At 54.0% G+C, this 16882-nt stretch carries 18 protein-coding genes; 11 read left to right on the plus strand and 7 right to left on the minus strand.

Going from position 1 to position 16882, the window contains the following annotated elements; genetic code table 11:
- Positions 1-17: 17 nt before the first annotated feature.
- The 4 genes from WDB70_RS05505 to gap all read right to left on the minus strand — a co-directional run bounded on the left by WDB70_RS05505 (position 18) and on the right by gap (position 3536).
- Positions 18-575, minus strand: coding sequence for a hypothetical protein (locus tag WDB70_RS05505; RefSeq protein ID WP_406667409.1), 558 nt, complete (start codon positions 573-575; stop codon positions 18-20).
- Positions 572-1030, minus strand: coding sequence for a hypothetical protein (locus WDB70_RS05510; RefSeq protein ID WP_406667410.1), 459 nt, complete (start codon positions 1028-1030; stop codon positions 572-574). Before WDB70_RS05510 ends, WDB70_RS05505 begins: the two co-directional genes overlap by 4 nt.
- Before the next feature lie 357 nt (positions 1031-1387).
- Complete coding sequence (locus WDB70_RS05515) at positions 1388-2437, minus strand: esterase-like activity of phytase family protein (protein ID WP_406667412.1); 1050 nt, start codon at positions 2435-2437, stop codon at positions 1388-1390.
- A gap of 94 nt (positions 2438-2531) precedes the next feature.
- Positions 2532-3536, minus strand: coding sequence for a type I glyceraldehyde-3-phosphate dehydrogenase (gene gap, locus WDB70_RS05520; RefSeq protein ID WP_406667414.1), 1005 nt, complete (start codon positions 3534-3536; stop codon positions 2532-2534).
- A 123-nt stretch (positions 3537-3659) separates the two neighbouring features.
- On the opposite strand from gap, the gene msrB reads away from it, so the two are divergent.
- Entirely contained in the window at positions 3660-4040 is a 381-nt protein-coding gene (gene msrB / locus WDB70_RS05525; RefSeq protein ID WP_406667416.1) for a peptide-methionine (R)-S-oxide reductase MsrB, read from the plus strand.
- Here the strand turns inward: msrB and WDB70_RS05530 are convergent.
- Positions 4003-4842: a DUF2989 domain-containing protein gene (locus WDB70_RS05530; RefSeq protein WP_406667418.1), complete on the minus strand. Its 840-nt coding sequence runs from the start codon at positions 4840-4842 to the stop codon at positions 4003-4005. The genes msrB and WDB70_RS05530 overlap by 38 nt on opposite strands.
- Positions 4843-5071: 229 nt before the next feature.
- Between WDB70_RS05530 and WDB70_RS05535 the strand changes: the two genes are divergently transcribed.
- The 10 genes from WDB70_RS05535 to WDB70_RS05580 all read left to right on the plus strand — a co-directional run bounded on the left by WDB70_RS05535 (position 5072) and on the right by WDB70_RS05580 (position 14443).
- A complete protein-coding gene (locus WDB70_RS05535) occupies positions 5072-6508 on the plus strand; it encodes a glyceraldehyde-3-phosphate dehydrogenase (protein WP_406667420.1) in 1437 nt (478 codons plus the stop codon).
- Between the two features lie 87 nt (positions 6509-6595).
- Positions 6596-7720 carry a M14-type cytosolic carboxypeptidase gene (locus tag WDB70_RS05540; protein WP_406667422.1) on the plus strand — a complete coding sequence of 375 codons (1125 nt, stop codon included), beginning with the start codon at positions 6596-6598 and terminating at the stop codon, positions 7718-7720.
- Positions 7721-7836: 116 nt separating this feature from the next.
- Positions 7837-8541 carry a DUF2202 domain-containing protein gene (locus WDB70_RS05545; protein ID WP_406667424.1) on the plus strand — a complete coding sequence of 235 codons (705 nt, stop codon included), beginning with the start codon at positions 7837-7839 and terminating at the stop codon, positions 8539-8541.
- 110 nt (positions 8542-8651) lie between these two features.
- Entirely contained in the window at positions 8652-10313 is a 1662-nt protein-coding gene (locus WDB70_RS05550; RefSeq protein ID WP_406667426.1) for an alanine/glycine:cation symporter family protein, read from the plus strand.
- 61 nt (positions 10314-10374) lie between these two features.
- Positions 10375-10698 (plus strand): hypothetical protein, encoded by a 324-nt coding sequence (locus WDB70_RS05555; RefSeq protein WP_406667428.1) that lies wholly within the window; start codon positions 10375-10377, stop codon positions 10696-10698.
- Positions 10698-10973 carry a YeaC family protein gene (locus tag WDB70_RS05560; protein WP_406667430.1) on the plus strand — a complete coding sequence of 92 codons (276 nt, stop codon included), beginning with the start codon at positions 10698-10700 and terminating at the stop codon, positions 10971-10973. The genes WDB70_RS05555 and WDB70_RS05560 overlap by 1 nt, the downstream gene beginning before the upstream one ends.
- A 50-nt stretch (positions 10974-11023) precedes the next feature.
- Positions 11024-11182, plus strand: a complete 159-nt coding sequence (locus tag WDB70_RS05565) for a DUF1653 domain-containing protein (RefSeq protein ID WP_406667432.1) — start codon at positions 11024-11026, stop codon at positions 11180-11182.
- A gap of 157 nt (positions 11183-11339) precedes the next feature.
- On the plus strand, positions 11340-12455 hold the full coding sequence (proB, locus tag WDB70_RS05570) for a glutamate 5-kinase (RefSeq protein WP_406667434.1): 1116 nt from the start codon (positions 11340-11342) through the stop codon (positions 12453-12455).
- Positions 12452-13705, plus strand: a complete 1254-nt coding sequence (locus tag WDB70_RS05575; RefSeq protein ID WP_406667436.1) for a glutamate-5-semialdehyde dehydrogenase — start codon at positions 12452-12454, stop codon at positions 13703-13705. The genes proB and WDB70_RS05575 overlap by 4 nt, the downstream gene beginning before the upstream one ends.
- Before the next feature lie 81 nt (positions 13706-13786).
- Positions 13787-14443, plus strand: a complete 657-nt coding sequence (locus tag WDB70_RS05580) for a hemolysin III family protein (RefSeq protein WP_406667438.1) — start codon at positions 13787-13789, stop codon at positions 14441-14443.
- Positions 14444-14467: 24 nt separating this feature from the next.
- On the opposite strand, the gene WDB70_RS05585 is transcribed toward WDB70_RS05580, so the two are convergent.
- On the minus strand, positions 14468-15700 hold the full coding sequence (locus WDB70_RS05585; protein ID WP_406667440.1) for a pyridoxal phosphate-dependent aminotransferase: 1233 nt from the start codon (positions 15698-15700) through the stop codon (positions 14468-14470).
- A 93-nt stretch (positions 15701-15793) separates the two neighbouring features.
- Positions 15794-16801: an asparaginase gene (gene ansA, locus WDB70_RS05590; RefSeq protein ID WP_406667442.1), complete on the minus strand. Its 1008-nt coding sequence runs from the start codon at positions 16799-16801 to the stop codon at positions 15794-15796.
- Between the last annotated feature and the right edge of the window lie 81 nt (positions 16802-16882).

Raw genomic sequence — 16882 nt, forward strand, 5'->3', positions numbered from 1 at the left:
CTGTCGTGACATCTCGGCTACGGCAGATTGATAGAAATGTGATTGGATGTTTTATTGATGTTGCCGCTGATAGCGGTGACTTGGGTTATGCCTTTATTACCTTTGAGGCTGTCTTTCGATATAGCGATCCTCCTGGTTGCGAAAGTGTTGGCCGATACAATGGACGAGTTCTGTTGTGACAGAGCGCTGTCATCAAGCTCACTGAGGCCGGGGCCAGCACCAATCTCTGTGATATTGGCCGACTGGTTAAGGTTGCCGGCGATCAGGCTGGCAGACAGCACACCGCTGTTATTACTAAGAGAGCCATTAGTCAGCGCAATGCTGCTTTGCATCGGGGTCATGTCGACCAGCCGGTTACGCTGTGATTGGCTAACCGAGGCACGGGTGTTATTGCTGCTGTCGCAGCTAAGGCTAAGGGCGGTCAGGTTGGTACTCTGATTAAAAGCACCGGCGCTGACGTTCAAATGCAGCACTCCCTGGCTGGCGGCCAACACCTGATCAAGATCGATCTGGTTGTTATCTGCCAGGGCAGAGCCGCTGGCCAGGAGCAGCAGGCTTGTGATGGTGAGTCTCATGGGTTGCCTCCACCCAGTTGGGAGAGCTGCTCGGCCAGCTGATTCGTGGCGCGGGTGACGCTACCGGCTATCTGTTTGCCCTGGGCGCCGCTCATGCCAGACATGCCACTGAGCCCGGTCGGGCGTGTAAAAAGCTGATTTTGTGGCAGTATTGGCAGGGCAACATTGACGCCGTTAAGGCCGTTACCGGAACTCAGTGCTTGAAAATCATTGTCACTCATTTCGCTGAGGCCACTTAACTGCCGGGTGGCGCTGGCGAAAGTTGCGGCGGGAAAGGTACTGATCGCGACTTTGTCTGGACTGGGTTTACCCTGGCGATACGCTACCCGGGATTCGACGGTGCGGGTAATGATGACTTCTGCCGACGGCGGGGCGTCAGCAGCGGCAACTGGCACTGTTGCCAGAAATAAGGGTAAAGCCGCAATGCTGGTGAGCCAAAAACCTGCTGAGGACATGATGCCATTGCTCCAGAAACAAAAGGTGTTCTGGGTATAGCGACAATCATGCCAAAAGCTAACTATTTGAAAAATAAGGGTTTATTAAAAACTGCTGTATCATGGATGATACAGCTTGTTCATGTTGTTATTGATTTTGTTGCCTTGGGGAAGGCTTGATAGAAATTAATACACTGAAAATAAAAAGAAAAAGCAGCCTCTTCGGCTTGTAATGATTTTGTTAATAAATGTGTTGTCGGTGTTACGGGTCTTGGCTGGGCTCAGCAATGGTTAATGCCTTGCGCCGAAACCCGGGTCCGGCGCGCTGTTATGGTGACGTGAAAACATAAAAAAGCCCGGCTGTACCGGGCTTTTTTATTAGTGGGCCAGCTTGATTTTAAAGGCCCAGAAGTAAGTGTGCTGATAGCGTGAGAAGTTATCGTCAGAGACCATCAGCAGCAGTCGGCTGCCGTCAGCGAGGGCTGGGCCAATGGCAATGCCTTCACCGTTATCCAGAGGGAGCTTGAGTTTGGCAAAGTCAGCGACCAGATGTTTTTGAGCCGGTTTGATATTGACCATGTTCTTGATGCTGTCAACGCCACTGATATCGGTAGCACCGTGCAAGTCCACCTCATAAAGGCGCAGGCGGTTACCTGAGGCATGGCTGTAGCTACGTTCAATGGCCAGCAGGTGGCCGTTGTTATCCAGCGCGACCATATCGGAAACGCCGATCATGGTGCCACGGCCTTTGACCGCCGGGTCAATATCATAGCGGTACTGGTGTACCGGCTTATGGCTTTTCAGGCTGTACACCAGAATACGGCTGCTGGCGCCTTTTTGCGCGGTGCCATCAGGACCATCCTGCAACAGTGCGGACTCGGTGGCGGTATAAAGCCATTTCTTATCAGGGCTGGTGGTCAGGGTTTCGAAGGCCAGGTTATTACGAATACCGTGTTGTGGGCCGATCTGAAAAGGGGTTGGGATCGGCAGCTGTTCGGTGCGTTGGCCGGTCAGGCTGAAGCCATCAACAAAAGGGGGGAGCTTGGCGCGCACGTCGCCTTCTGAGGAAACAAACAAGGTGTCACCGGCAATGGCAATGCCTTCCGAATCAATCTTATCTTCGCCATAGGGCTTGCCGTTGACTGTCAGTGGCCATTCGCCGGTAGGCGTGACACTGGCCAGGTGGCCGTCTTTGAGGGCAACTTTAAAAGCATAAAAACGGGCCGGGGCACGGTCAGAGCGATCATCACTGATGGCATAGAACTGATCGGTTTTGGCGTCATAGGTAAGTCCGGACAGGCCGCCTACCGGGGTGTTTTTGTATTGCATCAGGTGCGGCAAAGTCACCTGGCCGATGGGCGTAATAGCATCAATGACCTGAGCGCTGGCGGGAAGTGCAGCCATCATCAATAAGGCAAGTAATCTCATATTCAATTCGCCAAGGATAAAAGACGAGGGCCATCATACCGTTAGCTGGCCATGGCCCAAAAAGAAAAATGCCGGCGGTTGCCGGCATGAAATGTTACTTGGCTGCCATCATGGCAGTGGCAGTATCGAGCATGCGGTTAGAGAACCCCCACTCGTTGTCATACCAGCTCATGACTTTGACCAGGCGCCCCTGTACTTTGGTCTGAGTGGCATCAAAGTTAGAAGAGTAGGCCACGTGATTGAAGTCCATGGACACCAGCGGCGCGGTATTGACATGCAGTACCTGGCCCATTTGCCCCTGGTTGGTGGCAGCAGCGATAATGGCATTGACTTCTTCAACACTGGTATCACGGCCTGCGATGAAGGTCAGATCCACCAGTGACACATTGATAGTCGGTACCCGTACCGCCATACCGTCGAACTTGCCCTTGAGTGCCGGCACAACCAGGCCAACGGCGGCAGCGGCCCCGGTTTTGGTTGGGATCATGTTCATGGCCGCCGCGCGGGCACGGTGCAGATCCTTGTGGTATACGTCAGACAGGCGCTGATCATTGGTATAGGCGTGAATGGTGGTCATCAGGCCACTTTCGATCCCCAGTGCTTCATGTAACGGCTTGGCAATAGGCGCCAGGCAGTTCGTGGTGCATGAAGCGTTTGAGATGATCTGCATGTCGCTGGTCAGCGTATCGTGGTTAACGCCGTAAACAATGGTGGCGTCCACATCTTTGCCTGGGGCAGAAATCAGCACTTTCTTGGCGCCGGCAGCAAGGTGCGCGCCAGCGGTTTCGCGGCTGGTGAACAGGCCGGTACATTCAAAGACCACGTCGATATCCAGTTCGCCCCAGGGCAATTTTGCCGGGTCGCGCTCAGAGTAAATGGCGATGGGTTTATCGTTGATGTACAGAGCTTTGTCGTCATGGCTGACCTTGGCGTTAAAGCGGCCGTGGACAGTATCGTACTGGGTCAGGTGAGCGTTGATATGAGCGTCACCGAGATCGTTGATAGCAACGATATCAATGTCGTAGTCTTTGTCGCTTTCGAACAGGGCCCGCAGAATGTTGCGGCCAATGCGTCCGTAACCGTTGATGGCAACCCGCATGTGTTGTTCCTTATCTTCACCAAATGATTTGGTAATAAATTTACAGGAAAGGCGGGATTTATCAAGTTTTGCACGGTTAAAGGCCGTTGATAGTGAAATTAAATTACACAACCGTGAGGTGTTATGACCAAACAAGGCTGGAAAGGGCCGCTGAGTGCAGCTGCCGAAGCCGTTACCCAACAAGGGGCTACAGAGGCCCCGTTCAGTGGCCAGTACCTTCATGAAAAAGCTACAGGTACCTACCACTGTGTGGTTTGCGGCCAGCCGTTATTTTTATCGGACAGTAAATTTGATGCCGGTTGTGGTTGGCCATCTTTTTTCGCCGCAGCCAGTAACGATGCAGTACGTTATCTGGCCGACCATAGCCACAACATGGTGCGCACCGAAATTCGCTGTGGCCGTTGCGATGCGCACCTGGGCCATGTGTTTGATGATGGCCCTGCACCCACTGGTAAGCGTTATTGCCTTAATTCGGTAGCGCTGAGCTTTGTGCCTGGTCAATAGTGGCCATGGCGGGCTTGAAATGCCCGTCTTCGATGGCCTCGTTGATGGCGTCAGCCTTGTTATCCAGCTTGCGCAGCAGCTTTTTGTCTTTCATTAAGATGCTTTTCAACGACTGTAGATCCATGTCTTTAACCCCCTGCATCTGGGCAACCCGACTCCACACATAAGCTTCTTGATAATGGCCTTGCTGAAAGGCGAGGGTGGGCAGGGTCTGGAACAGATCCAGGTGTTTATCATTAGGCTCTTCGCGCGGCAGTGATAGTGCTTCCACCAGTAGTTGGTAGGTTTTTGCTTTATCGCGTTTTGCGTAATAGGTAGCCAGCATGGCTTTAAGTTCCAGCGTATTTAACTTGCCGGTGCCTTCGTAAGTCAGAAACTCCTTCAGAGCCTGCATGTCTCCTTGGCGGCTGTAACGGTAATACAGCAGGTGCGGCTCTTTACTGGCGCCGATCTGCGCTTCCAGCGCTTTTACGGCAACCAGGCTGTTGAGATAGGCGGTGCCCCGGTCACTTTGTCGTGTTTTTTGTTTTTCATGCACTACCCTTGCTGCAACACCAATACAGTCACGGTAGCGTTCGGTGGCCTCCAAGGTGCGATACAAGTGGTAGGCATGTTTGCTTTGGGCGGTGGCCAGGGTATAGCGCTGGCGAATAAGCCGAGCCCGTTCGTAACGGCACCAGCCGTCATTATTAAGGTCAGCACAAAGGCCAGGGTCATCGGCGCAGATCGTCGTCAGTGACTCATGGGCCTTTTGACAACCTCCCAGCACCAGGGGCAGCAAGCACAACAGCAACTTCTTCATGGGACGTTGGGGTCTCTTATCGTAATGTCAGACCAGTGTGACAACGCTGTTTCGTTCAGGCAATAGATGTGCATCGCAAATGTCACATTATCTGGCGAAATCGATTGCCTGTGCGGTAGAATTGCCGCGCCTGACCTGCTACCGAAATAAAGCGGGCAGGCCCCTACAAATCCGCCTTGGGCGTGCTGAGCGGCCCCGGGCATTCGACGTGAAACAAAAGGATACCCGCATGAGCAACACCCAACCGGACATCTATCTGAACAGCTGGCAGGAGCGCCAGGAACTGGCCGAGCAGATGCAGCCGATGATCGGCCGCCTTTACCGCAATTTCGGTGTGGAACTGGTGGTTTATGGCAAGCCGTTGCTCAACGCGTCCACCATCGACATCATTAAAGCGCATCGTATGGTGCGTCAGTTCGAAAGTGACAAACTGCGCCTGCGGGAAAGCTTCCCGCTGATTGAAGCGTTGTCTGGCATGAAGCTGGCGCCGGCACGTATTGACCTGGGTAAGCTGGCGGTAGATTACCTGCGAAACCATGGTGATAAATCGGTTGATGCCTTCTTGCGCGATGAGCTCAGCGACATCGTTGAAAAAGATGACAACATGGCCCCCAAAGATGTGGTGCTGTACGGTTTTGGCCGTATCGGCCGGTTGTTGGCGCGGCTGCTTATCGAACGCACCGGGCCGCGTAACAAGCTGCGTCTGCGTGCCATTGTGGTGCGTGGTGGCCGTGACGGTGATTTACAAAAGCGGGCCAGCCTGCTGCGCCGCGACTCTATCCATGGCCCTTTTAACGGTTCCATTTGGGTCGACGAAGAAGAGTCAGCCATTGTTGCCAACGGTTGCTATATCAAGGTGATTTACGCCAACCAGCCAGAAGAGATTGATTACACCGCGTACGGCATTGATGATGCCCTGATCATCGACAACACCGGTGTTTTCAAAGACGAAGGGCTGGCCCGCCACCTGAGCGCCAAAGGAGCAGCAAAGGTGCTGCTGACCGCCCCTTCCGGTGGTGGTGTTAAAAACATCGTTTACGGTGTCAATAACGACATGATTGCTGCAGATGACACCATTATCTCTGCCGCTTCTTGTACCACCAATGCCATTACGCCGGTACTCAAGGCCATTAATGACCGCTACGGTATTGAATATGGCCATGTTGAAACGGTGCATTCTTACACCAACGACCAGAACCTTATCGACAACTACCACAAGGCTGAACGCCGTGGCCGCAGTGCCCCGCTGAATATGGTGCTGACCAGCACCGGCGCCGCCAAAGCCGTCGCCAAGGCCTTGCCGGAGCTGGCTGGTAAGCTCACCGGTAATGCTATCCGGGTGCCCACGCCAAACGTATCCATGGCCATCTTGAACCTGACCCTTAAAGAAACGGTGAGCCGTGAGCAGGTTAACGACTTTTTGAGTGAAACCTCACTGTCGTCCGACCTGCGTGACCAGATTGACTTTTCAACCTCTACCGAGATTGTTTCCAGCGATTTGGTCGGCTCCCGTTACGCCGGGGTGGTTGACTCCCAGGCTACCCTGGCGCAGGACAACCACGTGGTGCTGTACGTCTGGTACGACAACGAGTTTGGTTACTCCTGCCAGGTGGTACGGGTGGCTCAGGACATGGCCGGGCTTTACTACCCCAGCCTGCCGCGTTAAGCACGCCCGGCTTACCAAAAAGGCGCCATTGGCGCCTTTTTTACTGTTAAGGTGTAACGGTTTTGCCCTACTAAAAAGGATCAGAGGATGCATATTTCCGCCGGATTCGACAGCGGTAACATCAAGGTACTGAAGGCTGACAGTGCCGATGATATTCAGCTGACCATCAATAAAGACCACCAATCCGATTTTTATCAGTGGTTTCATTTTCGTCTGCATGGCCAGGCGCAGCAGCAGTATTGTCTGAATATCACCAATGCCGGTGGCGCGGCTTACGCGCCGGAAGGCTGGCAGGGTTACCAGGCCGTAGCTTCTTATGACCGCCAGACCTGGTTCCGGGTGCCTACCGAGTTTGACGGCCAGACCCTGACCATCACCCATGTGCAGGAAGAGGCCATCTGTTATTACGCTTACTTTGCGCCGTACTCTTGGGAGCAGCATCAGGATCTGCTGGCCGGTGCGCAGGAAAGCCCGTACTGCACGCCGATACATTTAGGTGAAACCCTCGATGGCCGGGAAATGACGCTACTGCGGGTTGGTGATGAAGCGCCTGGTAAACGCAAAATCTGGGTGATTGCACGCCAGCACCCGGGGGAAACCATGGCCGAATGGTTTATGGAAGGCTTTATTGGCCGCCTGCTGGATGATGAAGACGGCGTGGCGCGCGCATTGTTACAGGACAATGTCTTCTACCTGGTGCCCAATATGAACCCGGATGGCAGCGTGCGCGGCCACCTGCGGACCAACGCGGTAGGGGTCAACCTCAACCGTGAATGGCAGAGCCCGTCGCTGGAAAAAAGCCCGGAAGTGTATCTGGTGCGCCAGATGATGGAAGAAAAGGGCCTGGACCTGTTTTTAGATATTCATGGTGACGAAGGCTTACCTTATAACTTCCTGGCCGGCTCCGAAGGGGTGCCGAGTTTTAACACCGACATCAAAACGCAGCAGGACAGCTTCAAGCAAGCCTTGTTGAGTGTGACCCCGGAATTTCAAACTCAGTATGGTTATGCCGTCGATGAACCGGGGCAGGCCAACATGACAGTAGCTTGCCACTGGGTGGCTGAGCGCTTTAAAACGCTGGCTTATACGTTGGAAATGCCCTTTAAAGATAACGCTGACCTGCCTGATGAAGCCTTTGGCTGGTCACCGCCGAGGGCCATGCAGTTAGGGGAAGATGTGCTGGCTGCCCTATGGCGACACCTCAAGGGATAAAATGCAATATCAAGCCGCCAAGTGCGGCTTTTTTTGTGCCACATCAATTTTGTTAATGCAGTATTAAATTACAGTTAATAAACTGGTTTTCTCTCCCCCTGTATGAGGATTACGCCATGCGTTGGTTAACTGTTCCCCTGATGAGCCTGGCACTACTGACTGGATGCGGTGGTGGTGATGACGATACTGTAGCCCCGGTTGTACCGCAGCCGACTGTACTGGATGTCGATGATAGTGGCACCAGCTCGGTGAGCTTGACGGTACTTTCCCAGCAGCTGGCGACGCTGGCGGTAGGGACCTTGACGGCAGATGAAGAAGCCGGGTTGCTGTACATGCGTGAAGAAGAAAAGCTGGCCCGTGATGTCTACCTGACCATGTACAACCTGTGGGGCCAGCAGGTTTTCGAGAATATATCCGAGGCTGAAGAAACCCATGCTGAAGCCGTCAAAATGCTGCTTGACCGCTACAATCTGGTCGACCCGGTTGGCAGCAATGGCATTGGCGTGTTCACTGATCCGCAACTGCAAACCCTCTACGACACCCTAGTGAACCAGGGCACCACCAGCTTAATGGAAGCACTTTACGTCGGCGCGGCTATTGAGGAGCTGGATATTTTTGATTTGACGGCGGAAGAAGCCAAGATCGAAAACAATGACGATATTGCATTGGTGTACGCTAACCTGAAAAAGGGCTCACGTAATCACCTGCGCGCCTTCTATCGCAACATTATTCGTGCTGGTGGCAGCTATACCCCGCAATACCTGACGCAGGCGGAGTTTGATGCCATCGTCAACAGTGACTTTGAGCGCGGTAGTATTTAATCGCAAAAAAACAACACAGGGCCGCTTTTGCGGCCCTGCTGCTTGTGCATCGAAAAGGGCTATGTCAGGGTTAGCGCTCATTATAAAAACAACTCTGGAGCCTCATCTTCATGGAAGCGTTCAACCACTGGTTGTTATTCATTGACAGCTATCTGGGCAGCTCTGCCTGGTTCCCTTACGTGTTGCTTGGTGTCGGGGTTTTCTTCACCCTGTATCTTGGCTTCCCACAGATCCGCTATTTTCGCCAAGCCTGGCGGGTGGTGACCGGTAAATATGATCACTCGCAAATGCGTGGTGATACCTCGCACTTTCAGGCACTGAGTACTGCCCTGTCTGGCACTGTCGGCACCGGTAATATCGGTGGAGTTGCCTTTGCCATTTTCCTCGGCGGGCCGGCGGCACTGTTCTGGATGTGGGCCACGGCATTTCTGGGGATGACCACCAAGTTTGTGGAAGTCACCCTGTCACACAAATACCGTGACCGGGCGCCGGATGGCACCATGGCCGGTGGCCCCATGTACTACATGGATAAGCGTCTGAACATGAAGTGGCTGGCAGTGATCTTTGCCATTGCTACCGTGATCAGCTCCTTTGGCACGGGTAACTTGCCGCAAATCAACAACATTGCCCAGGGCATGTCAGCCACATTCGGTATTAAGCCGATCATCACCGGCGGTGTGCTGGCGGTGCTGTTGGCCATGGTTATTTTGGGGGGGATCACCCGTATCGCCAAAGTCACCTCTAAGGTGGTTCCCTTCATGGCAGTGTTTTATGTGGTTGGTGCGTTGTCTGTGATCCTGATGAACCTGGATAACCTCTGGCCATCCTTTAAAGCGGTGTTTGAAAACGCCTTTACCGGCTCTGCTGCGGCAGGAGGCTTTCTTGGTGCCAGCTTTGCTTATGCCTTTAACCGGGGTGTTAACCGCGGTTTGTTCTCCAATGAAGCAGGCCAGGGTTCGGCGCCCATTGCCCACGCCTCGGCACGGGCTGATGAACCGGTCTCAGAAGGTCTGGTGTCGATTCTCGAACCTTTCATCGACACCATCATCATCTGCACCATTACCGGCATGGTGATCTTAAGCTCCGGGGTCTGGACTCAGAAATTTGAAAACCGCTTTGAGCGCACCGATATGGTTGTGCTGGCCGGTCATTACAGTGACAAGGTGCAGGCTGACCGTAAGGAGCTGGCCGCTTATCTGAACCAGCAAGCCAGCACTGTTAAACCTTTTAGCGGTGATCTGAAAGTGCTAGACGGCAAGATTGTCGGTGGCGGTCCGGTAACAGTGATCAATGCCCGCTCAGTCGGTGAGAACGTGCAGTTTAAAGTGGGTGGTCACCCGTTCAATGGTTCTTTGGCTGTACAAAAAGGGCAGCTCACAGATCCGGACGTACTGGTTTATGGCAAATCACTGGTGCACTCGGCCGAGCTGACCACCATTGCCTTTACCAAGGGTTATTTCGGTGATTACGGTAAATATATTGTCTCCATTGGCTTGCTGCTGTTTGCCTTCTCGACAGTTATTGCCTGGTCTTATTATGGTGACCGCGCCATCATTTATCTGTTGGGCTACAAGTGGGTGATGCCCTATCGGGTACTTTATGTGACGGCCTTTTTCTGGGCCTCGTTCAGTGACACCACCCTGGTGTGGAACTTGGCGGCGGTAGCTATTGTATTGATGGCATTACCCAACCTATTCGGGATCATGCTGCTGGCCAAGGAAATGAAACAGACAGTCAGGGATTATTGGGCCACTCTCAAGGAAAATGAGTGACAGCAAAAGGGCGCCGGGAAGGCGCCTTTTTTGTTAATATGCGCCCCCAAAAGGAGGAACTATGGCCATTATTCATTGTTATGCCTGCGGTAAACGCATTTCTGATAAAGCGCCGGTCTGCCCTCATTGTGGTGAAGTCAGAAGCGACGATCCAGAGGTGATCAGCGAAGGTCGGCGGCGCAAACAGGCGGTCAAAGTGCGTCGTCTGAATAGCCTGGCGATGGCGGCACTGATCCTGTTCCTGCTTGGCGGTTTATTATTTACGGTTGTCAAAACACACCCTAATTTTGAATGGGTCGTAGAAGCCATGATGGGCGTCGGTTTCGTTGGCTATATTGCGCTGCGGGTGATGCTGCTGCTGGAAAAACGCAAAGGGGGCAAGTGATGTTAGCGCAGATGGTTGCCAGTATGGATGAAGCCACTTACCTGCGCCTGCGTGATGCGGCGGAAACCGGCAAGTGGGCAGACGGTACTGTATTGGCCAGTGAGCAACGAGAGCATTGCTTGCAACTGGTAATGGCCTATCAGGCCTTACGCCAGAGCGAGCATCAGCATATGGAAGTGGGGCCGGACGGCGAACTGGTGACCAAGTCCAAGCGCGAGCTTAAAGCTCAATTTAGTGGCGTGCAGGAGCAGGAAATCATCAGGAGCAAAGTATAAAAACGGGCATTTATCGCCATTTTAAGGGCGGACGCTATCAGGTACTGGGTTTGGTTACCCACAGTGAAACAGAGCAAACCCTGGTGTTGTATCGGCCACTTTATGGGGATGGCGGGCTATGGGTCAGGCCAGTCGCCATGTTTAGCGAAACCGTGAATGGCCCAGATGGGCCAACAGCTCGCTTTGTTTTCGAACAAGAGGCGCCTTAGGGCGCCTTTTCTTTTTCCTACTCCTTTTATTTTTCCCCTAATGAATTAGTGTGATCGAAGGCAATTAAAATGCCTTATGGACGATTTATAGTGCTTGATTTTCATTAGTGTCCAAATAATGTTAGAGTGTTTGCTCATTGCATTGAAGGAGTTAGACATGGCGACGCCAGCGTGGCGAAGAGCTGTACTGAAAGTGGGAAGTGCCCTGATCGCGCCGGATGGTGACGGTTGCAGTGCCAAATATTTATTGGCCATTGCCCGTTTTATCACCCAGTGCCGTGAACAGGGCCGGGAAATTGTCCTGGTGTCATCTGGCAGTGTTGCTGCCGGCCGCAGTCATTTCGATTTTTCCCACCAGCAACTGCCGGTGCCTTTGAAAAAGGCCATGGCAGCGGTGGGGCAAAACGAAATGATGAGTAACTGGTCCCGCTTTTTTGACTTTGCCTGTGCTCAGGTACTGTTGACCCATGGTGACATGCGTGATCGCGAGCGCTATGTGTCGGTCAAAAATACACTGCACGCACTGCTGGAAAACGCCATTTTGCCTATCGTTAATGAGAACGATACGGTGGCTACTGACGCGCTGCGTGTTGGTGATAACGATAACCTGGCAGCCATGGTAGCCACAGTGGTGGATGCCGATGCATTGATCATCTGCTCTGACGTTGATGGTCTCTATGACAAAGATCCCACCGTCTTTGATGATGCCAAGCGTATTCCGGTTGTCGAAGAAATTGACGAGGATATTTTTGCCCTGGCCGGGCCGCCACGTAACGCCATTGCTACCGGCGGTATGCGCACCAAAGTTGAGGCGGCAGAAAAAGCTTCCAGCCACGGCATTGACACCTACATTGTTAATGGCCGCATTGGTGACACCTTTGAGCGACTGCTGCGCGGCGATAACCCCGGTACTTTGTTTGTACGCCATGCCAGCCCGCTGTCAAACCGCAAGCACTGGTTGCGTCATACGTTGAAGTCACAGGGCAGCATTGAAATAGACAATGGTGCGGCCAAAGCGCTGATTGAAGAAGGGGCTTCGCTGCTGTCATCGGGTATTACTGCCGTAGACGGTGACTTTGACCGCGGTGATGCCGTCATGGTCAGTAATGGTAATAAGCCCTTGGCGAAAGGGATCGCCCAATACAGCTCGTGGGAGCTGAGTTACCTAAAAGGCCACCATGCTGGCGAAATCAATGCAGTGGTAGGTACGGATCAGCCTGATGAAGTGATCCACCGCGATAATCTGATGATTCTGGAGGAACAAACTTCATGATGATGGCAAAAGCCCGGAGCTATGCCGAAGCGGCTGCCAAGGCAGCCACCGTACTGGCCAGCATGACCACTGAACAAAAAAACGCTGTGCTTAAAGCCATGGCGGCTAAGCTGCGTGCCAACCACCAGCCTATTCTCAAGGCCAATGAACTGGATATGGCCGCCGGGCGTGAAAAAGGTTTGTCTGATGCCATGCTCGACCGCCTGCTATTGAGTGGCGAACGTATTGATGCCATGGCTGACGCCATTGATTTTATTGCCACGCTGGACGATCCGGTCGGCCACCGCCGGTTGCTGGAAAACCGTCCCAACGGCATCAAGGTGGAAAAAATGCGGATCCCGCTGGGCGTGGTCTGCATGATTTATGAAGCACGGCCCAATGTCACCGCTGACGCCGGCGCACTGTGCCTGAAGTCCGGCAACGCCGTTATTTTGCGTGGCGGCCGCGAGGCTCTGCATTCAAGCCTGGCTATTGCCAAGGTGTTGCAGCAGGCACTGGCGGAGCATCAGGTACCGGTAGAAGCCATTACGGTCATTGATGATCCGGATCGGGAGCTGTTGTTGGCACTGCTCAAGCAGCGTGATTATATCGATTTGGTGATCCCCCGTGGCGGGGAAGGGCTGATTCACTTTGTGTCGGAGCAAAGCCGTATTCCGGTGATCCAGCACTTTAAAGGGGTCTGCCATCTGTATGTCGACAAGGACGCTGATTTGACCAAGGCGCTGGCCTTGCTATTGAACGGTAAAACGCAGCGCACCGGCGTTTGTAACGCCCTTGAAGGCTTGCTGGTACACCAGGATGTGGCCGCTGACTTCTTGCCGATGGTTGCCAAGGCTTTTGCCGAAAAGGGCGTGACAGTACATGCCGATAAAGCCAGCCAAGACTATTTTGCTGGTGCATCACTGATGCACGAAGACGACTACGGTCAGGAATATCTGGCGCTGGAAATTGCCATTCGCCAGGTAGCCGATTATGACGCTGCGCTGGCGCATATCCGCCGCTTTGGCAGCCAGCATACGGAAGTGATTGCTACTGAAAATCCGGCTACCGCTGCGGCATTTCAGCAGCAGGTTGACAGCGCCGTGGTGATGGTCAATGCGTCCAGCCGCTTTTCTGACGGCGGTGAGTTGGGGTTGGGTGCCGAAATTGGCATTTCCACCTCCAAGCTGCATGCCTACGGCCCCATGGGCCTTGAGGCTCTCACCACGGAGAAATTTGTGGTAACCGGCGATGGGCAAATTCGCCAATAAGCAGTACCTAAGACCCGGCCTTGGCCGGGTCTTTTTTTTCACGTACCCTGAATACTCAGTCCTGTACAGCCATAGAGAACCATGTCCACAGCTACCGCTATTGCCCCTTCGCCCTACACCTTCAAAGAAGAGCTGGCCAATGCCATTACCCACGGGCTCGGCGTGTTTTGCTCTATTGCCGGCGGGGCCGTGCTGATTGCCCTGGCCGCCGTTTATGGTGACGCCTGGCAGATCGTCTCCGCCTCTATTTTTACTTCAGCACTGGTACTGCTGTATACCGCCTCGACGTTGTATCACGCGGTCAGTAGTGCCACGGCCAAAGCCCGGCTGAAGATCTTTGATCACTGCGCCATCTTTATTCTGATTGCCGGCACCTACACGCCTTTTACCCTGATCGGTTTACGCGGTGTCTGGGGTTGGAGCTTGTTTGGTGTGGCCTGGGCTCTGGCGGCACTGGGAGTGACTTTCAAGCTGTTTTTTACCGGCCGTTTTCGTGGCCTGTCGACGATTATCTACATTGCCATGGGCTGGATGGTCATCGTTGCCATTAAGCCCATGAGCCAGGCCTTGACGCCTGCTGAGCTGAACTGGCTAATTGCCGGTGGGCTGTTTTATACCTTGGGCACGGTGTTTTATATGCTGCGCCGTATTCCCTTTGGCCATGCTATCTGGCACTGCTTTGTACTGGGGGGCAGTGTCTGCCACTACGCGGCGGTGATGCTCCAGGTAATAACCTGAAAAAAGCGCCTACAGGCGCTTTTTTTATGCCGCGGAGCCTGTGGCAACAGCTGAGGCTCGCTGTTCAAGGTAGCGGCCAAGGCGGGTCATGGCATCGGCCAGCTGGCTGCGCTCCGGTAAAAAGACAATGCGCAGATGATCCGGGTTGGGGTAGTGAAAGCCGCTTCCCTGCACCAGCAGCATTTGCTCTTTTTTCAGTAGATCCAGTACCAATGCTTCGTCGCTGCTGATGGCAAAGCGACGTGGGTCAAGCCTGGGAAACAAGTACAGGGCCCCGCGCGGTTTAACGCAACTGACACCCTTGATGCTGGTCAGCATCTGATAAGCCAGGTCGCGCTGGGCCAAAAGGCGCCCTTGCGGCAGCAGCATCGGCTTAATGCTGTCGGGTTCGGCCATGGCTGCCACTACCGCATGTTGCGCCGGCACACTGGCGCACAGGCGCATGCTGGCCAGGATATTCAACCCCTCAAGATAATCCGTGGCCTGGCTGATATCGCCGCTGACCAGTAACCAGCCCTGGCGAAACCCTGCTGCCAGGTAGGCTTTGGATAAACCGTTGAAGGTCAGCGTCAATACGTCATCACTGAGTGATGCCAGTGGATAGTGCAAGGCATCGTCATAGAGGATCTGGTCGTAAATTTCATCGGCGAACAGTACCAGCTGATGCTCCCTAGCAATGGCCACCAGGGCCTCGAGCATGGCTTTTTGATAAACAGCGCCGGTAGGGTTGTTGGGATTAATGACCACCAGCGCCCGGGTGCGCGGCGTAATCTTACGGCGAATGTCTACCAAATCGGGCTGCCAATCGGCGCCTTCATCACAGCGGTAGTGTACTGGCGTACCGCCACTGAGCGTTGTGCAGGCGGTCCACAACGGGTAGTCGGGGGAGGGCAGCAACACTTCATCGCCGTCGTTCAGTAAGGCTTGCAGGCTGATTTGGATAAGTTCACTGACGCCATTGCCCAGCAGTACCTGTTCGGCATCGGCGTTTTTCACGCCGCGGCGCTGGTAATGGCGGGCAATGGCCATACGGGCGCTGGCCAGCCCCTTGGCATCACAATAGCCTTGGCTGTACTGCAAATTATCGCGTACTGCCGCCAGTAAGGGCTCGGGGGCAGTAAAACCAAATGGGGCGGGATTACCAATGTTGAGCTTGAGAATAGGGGTGCCGGCGGCCTCCATACGGGCCGCCTCCGCCATCACCGGGCCACGGATGTCATAACAGACATGGGATAACTTGGCGGACTTGTGATACATAGCGGCCCCTTTTTTCTGCCTGGCTTTTACTGCACAGTGCCGCTGGCCCGGCCAGTTTGTCAACGTCTTGTTAGCAACGTTGTTGGCAAGTTGTCAGCGCCGCTCGCCTCGCAGATCCGCCACCAGCTGACGGGCCACTTCGGCACTATCAAGGCCCTGGCTTAACAAAAAGTGCAGTTTGGTCAGGGTGGCTTCAACGGTCATATCGCCTCCCGAAAGTACCCCGCAGGCGGCCAGGCCGGTACCGGTGGCATAACCTTGCATATTGACGGCGCCTTTAAAGCACTGGCTGAGATTCACCACGATAATGCCCTGGCGGCAGGCATCTGCCAGCACGTTCAGCAATGCCGGTGATGATGGCGCGTTACCCACTCCATAACTTTGCAGGATCAAAGCCTTGACCGGTTGCTGGATGATATTGCGGATAATCACCGGGTCGATTCCCGGGTAGAGCCGCACCATACCGATGGCCTGCTGTGTTACCGAATGAACTTGTAAGGTGCGCTCGCTAAAGCGGCCCAGGGTACCGGCAATGTTGCGGATCGCTATGCCGGCTTCGAGCAGGGGCGGAAAGTTGGGGGAGGCAAAGGCATCAAAGCCATCGGCGTGGGCTTTGGTAGCTCGGTTGCCGCGAAATAGCTGGTTGTTAAAAAACAGGCTGACTTCGGCGATGGGATATTCGGCGGCTAGATACAGCGCCGTTAGCAGGTTTTCCTGGCCATCGGAGCGCAGCGCCGACAGCGGGATCTGCGAACCGGTGATGATCACCGGCTTGCCCAGGTTGTCGAGCATAAAAGACAGTGCCGAGGCGGTGTAGGCCATGGTGTCAGTACCATGCAGGATCACAAAGCCATCGTAGTCATCATAATGCTGGGCAATGTCATCGGCGATGTGCTGCCAGTCGGCTGGCGTCATATCCGATGAGTCCATCAGCGGCTGATACTCGTGAATGTGATAGTCAGGCATTTCCGGGCGGTGGAAGTCCGGGTGGGCATGAATTTGCTCGACCAGGTAGCCAGGGGCGGGTACATAGCCCTTGGCAGAGGGCTTCATGCCAATGGTGCCACCGGTGTAGGCCACGTAAATGCGCTTTTTGCTCATCCGTTTACAAGGTTGCTGACTGTTGCGGCCATTATAAAAAAAAACCGGGCCAGGGCCCGGTTTTTCTGTACTTGTCAGTTG

Origin of the sequence: Gallaecimonas aegicerasi (genome assembly GCF_045291545.1) — a bacterium.
Lineage (GTDB): Bacteria > Pseudomonadota > Gammaproteobacteria > Enterobacterales > Gallaecimonadaceae > Gallaecimonas.

Bases quoted from the DNA above. Each gene is read 5' to 3' on its own strand.
- WDB70_RS05505 (WP_406667409.1), bottom strand. From the start codon at position 575: ATGAGACTCACCATCACAAGCCTGCTGCTCCTGGCCAGCGGCTCTGCC.
- WDB70_RS05510 (WP_406667410.1), bottom strand. From the start codon at position 1,030: ATGTCCTCAGCAGGTTTTTGGCTCACCAGCATTGCGGCTTTACCCTTA.
- WDB70_RS05515 (WP_406667412.1), bottom strand. From the start codon at position 2,437: ATGAGATTACTTGCCTTATTGATGATGGCTGCACTTCCCGCCAGCGCT.
- gap (WP_406667414.1), bottom strand. From the start codon at position 3,536: ATGCGGGTTGCCATCAACGGTTACGGACGCATTGGCCGCAACATTCTG.
- msrB (WP_406667416.1), top strand. From the start codon at position 3,660: ATGACCAAACAAGGCTGGAAAGGGCCGCTGAGTGCAGCTGCCGAAGCC.
- WDB70_RS05530 (WP_406667418.1), bottom strand. From the start codon at position 4,842: ATGAAGAAGTTGCTGTTGTGCTTGCTGCCCCTGGTGCTGGGAGGTTGT.
- WDB70_RS05535 (WP_406667420.1), top strand. From the start codon at position 5,072: ATGAGCAACACCCAACCGGACATCTATCTGAACAGCTGGCAGGAGCGC.
- WDB70_RS05540 (WP_406667422.1), top strand. From the start codon at position 6,596: ATGCATATTTCCGCCGGATTCGACAGCGGTAACATCAAGGTACTGAAG.
- WDB70_RS05545 (WP_406667424.1), top strand. From the start codon at position 7,837: ATGCGTTGGTTAACTGTTCCCCTGATGAGCCTGGCACTACTGACTGGA.
- WDB70_RS05550 (WP_406667426.1), top strand. From the start codon at position 8,652: ATGGAAGCGTTCAACCACTGGTTGTTATTCATTGACAGCTATCTGGGC.
- WDB70_RS05555 (WP_406667428.1), top strand. From the start codon at position 10,375: ATGGCCATTATTCATTGTTATGCCTGCGGTAAACGCATTTCTGATAAA.
- WDB70_RS05560 (WP_406667430.1), top strand. From the start codon at position 10,698: ATGTTAGCGCAGATGGTTGCCAGTATGGATGAAGCCACTTACCTGCGC.
- proB (WP_406667434.1), top strand. From the start codon at position 11,340: ATGGCGACGCCAGCGTGGCGAAGAGCTGTACTGAAAGTGGGAAGTGCC.
- WDB70_RS05575 (WP_406667436.1), top strand. From the start codon at position 12,452: ATGATGATGGCAAAAGCCCGGAGCTATGCCGAAGCGGCTGCCAAGGCA.
- WDB70_RS05580 (WP_406667438.1), top strand. From the start codon at position 13,787: ATGTCCACAGCTACCGCTATTGCCCCTTCGCCCTACACCTTCAAAGAA.
- WDB70_RS05585 (WP_406667440.1), bottom strand. From the start codon at position 15,700: ATGTATCACAAGTCCGCCAAGTTATCCCATGTCTGTTATGACATCCGT.
- ansA (WP_406667442.1), bottom strand. From the start codon at position 16,801: ATGAGCAAAAAGCGCATTTACGTGGCCTACACCGGTGGCACCATTGGC.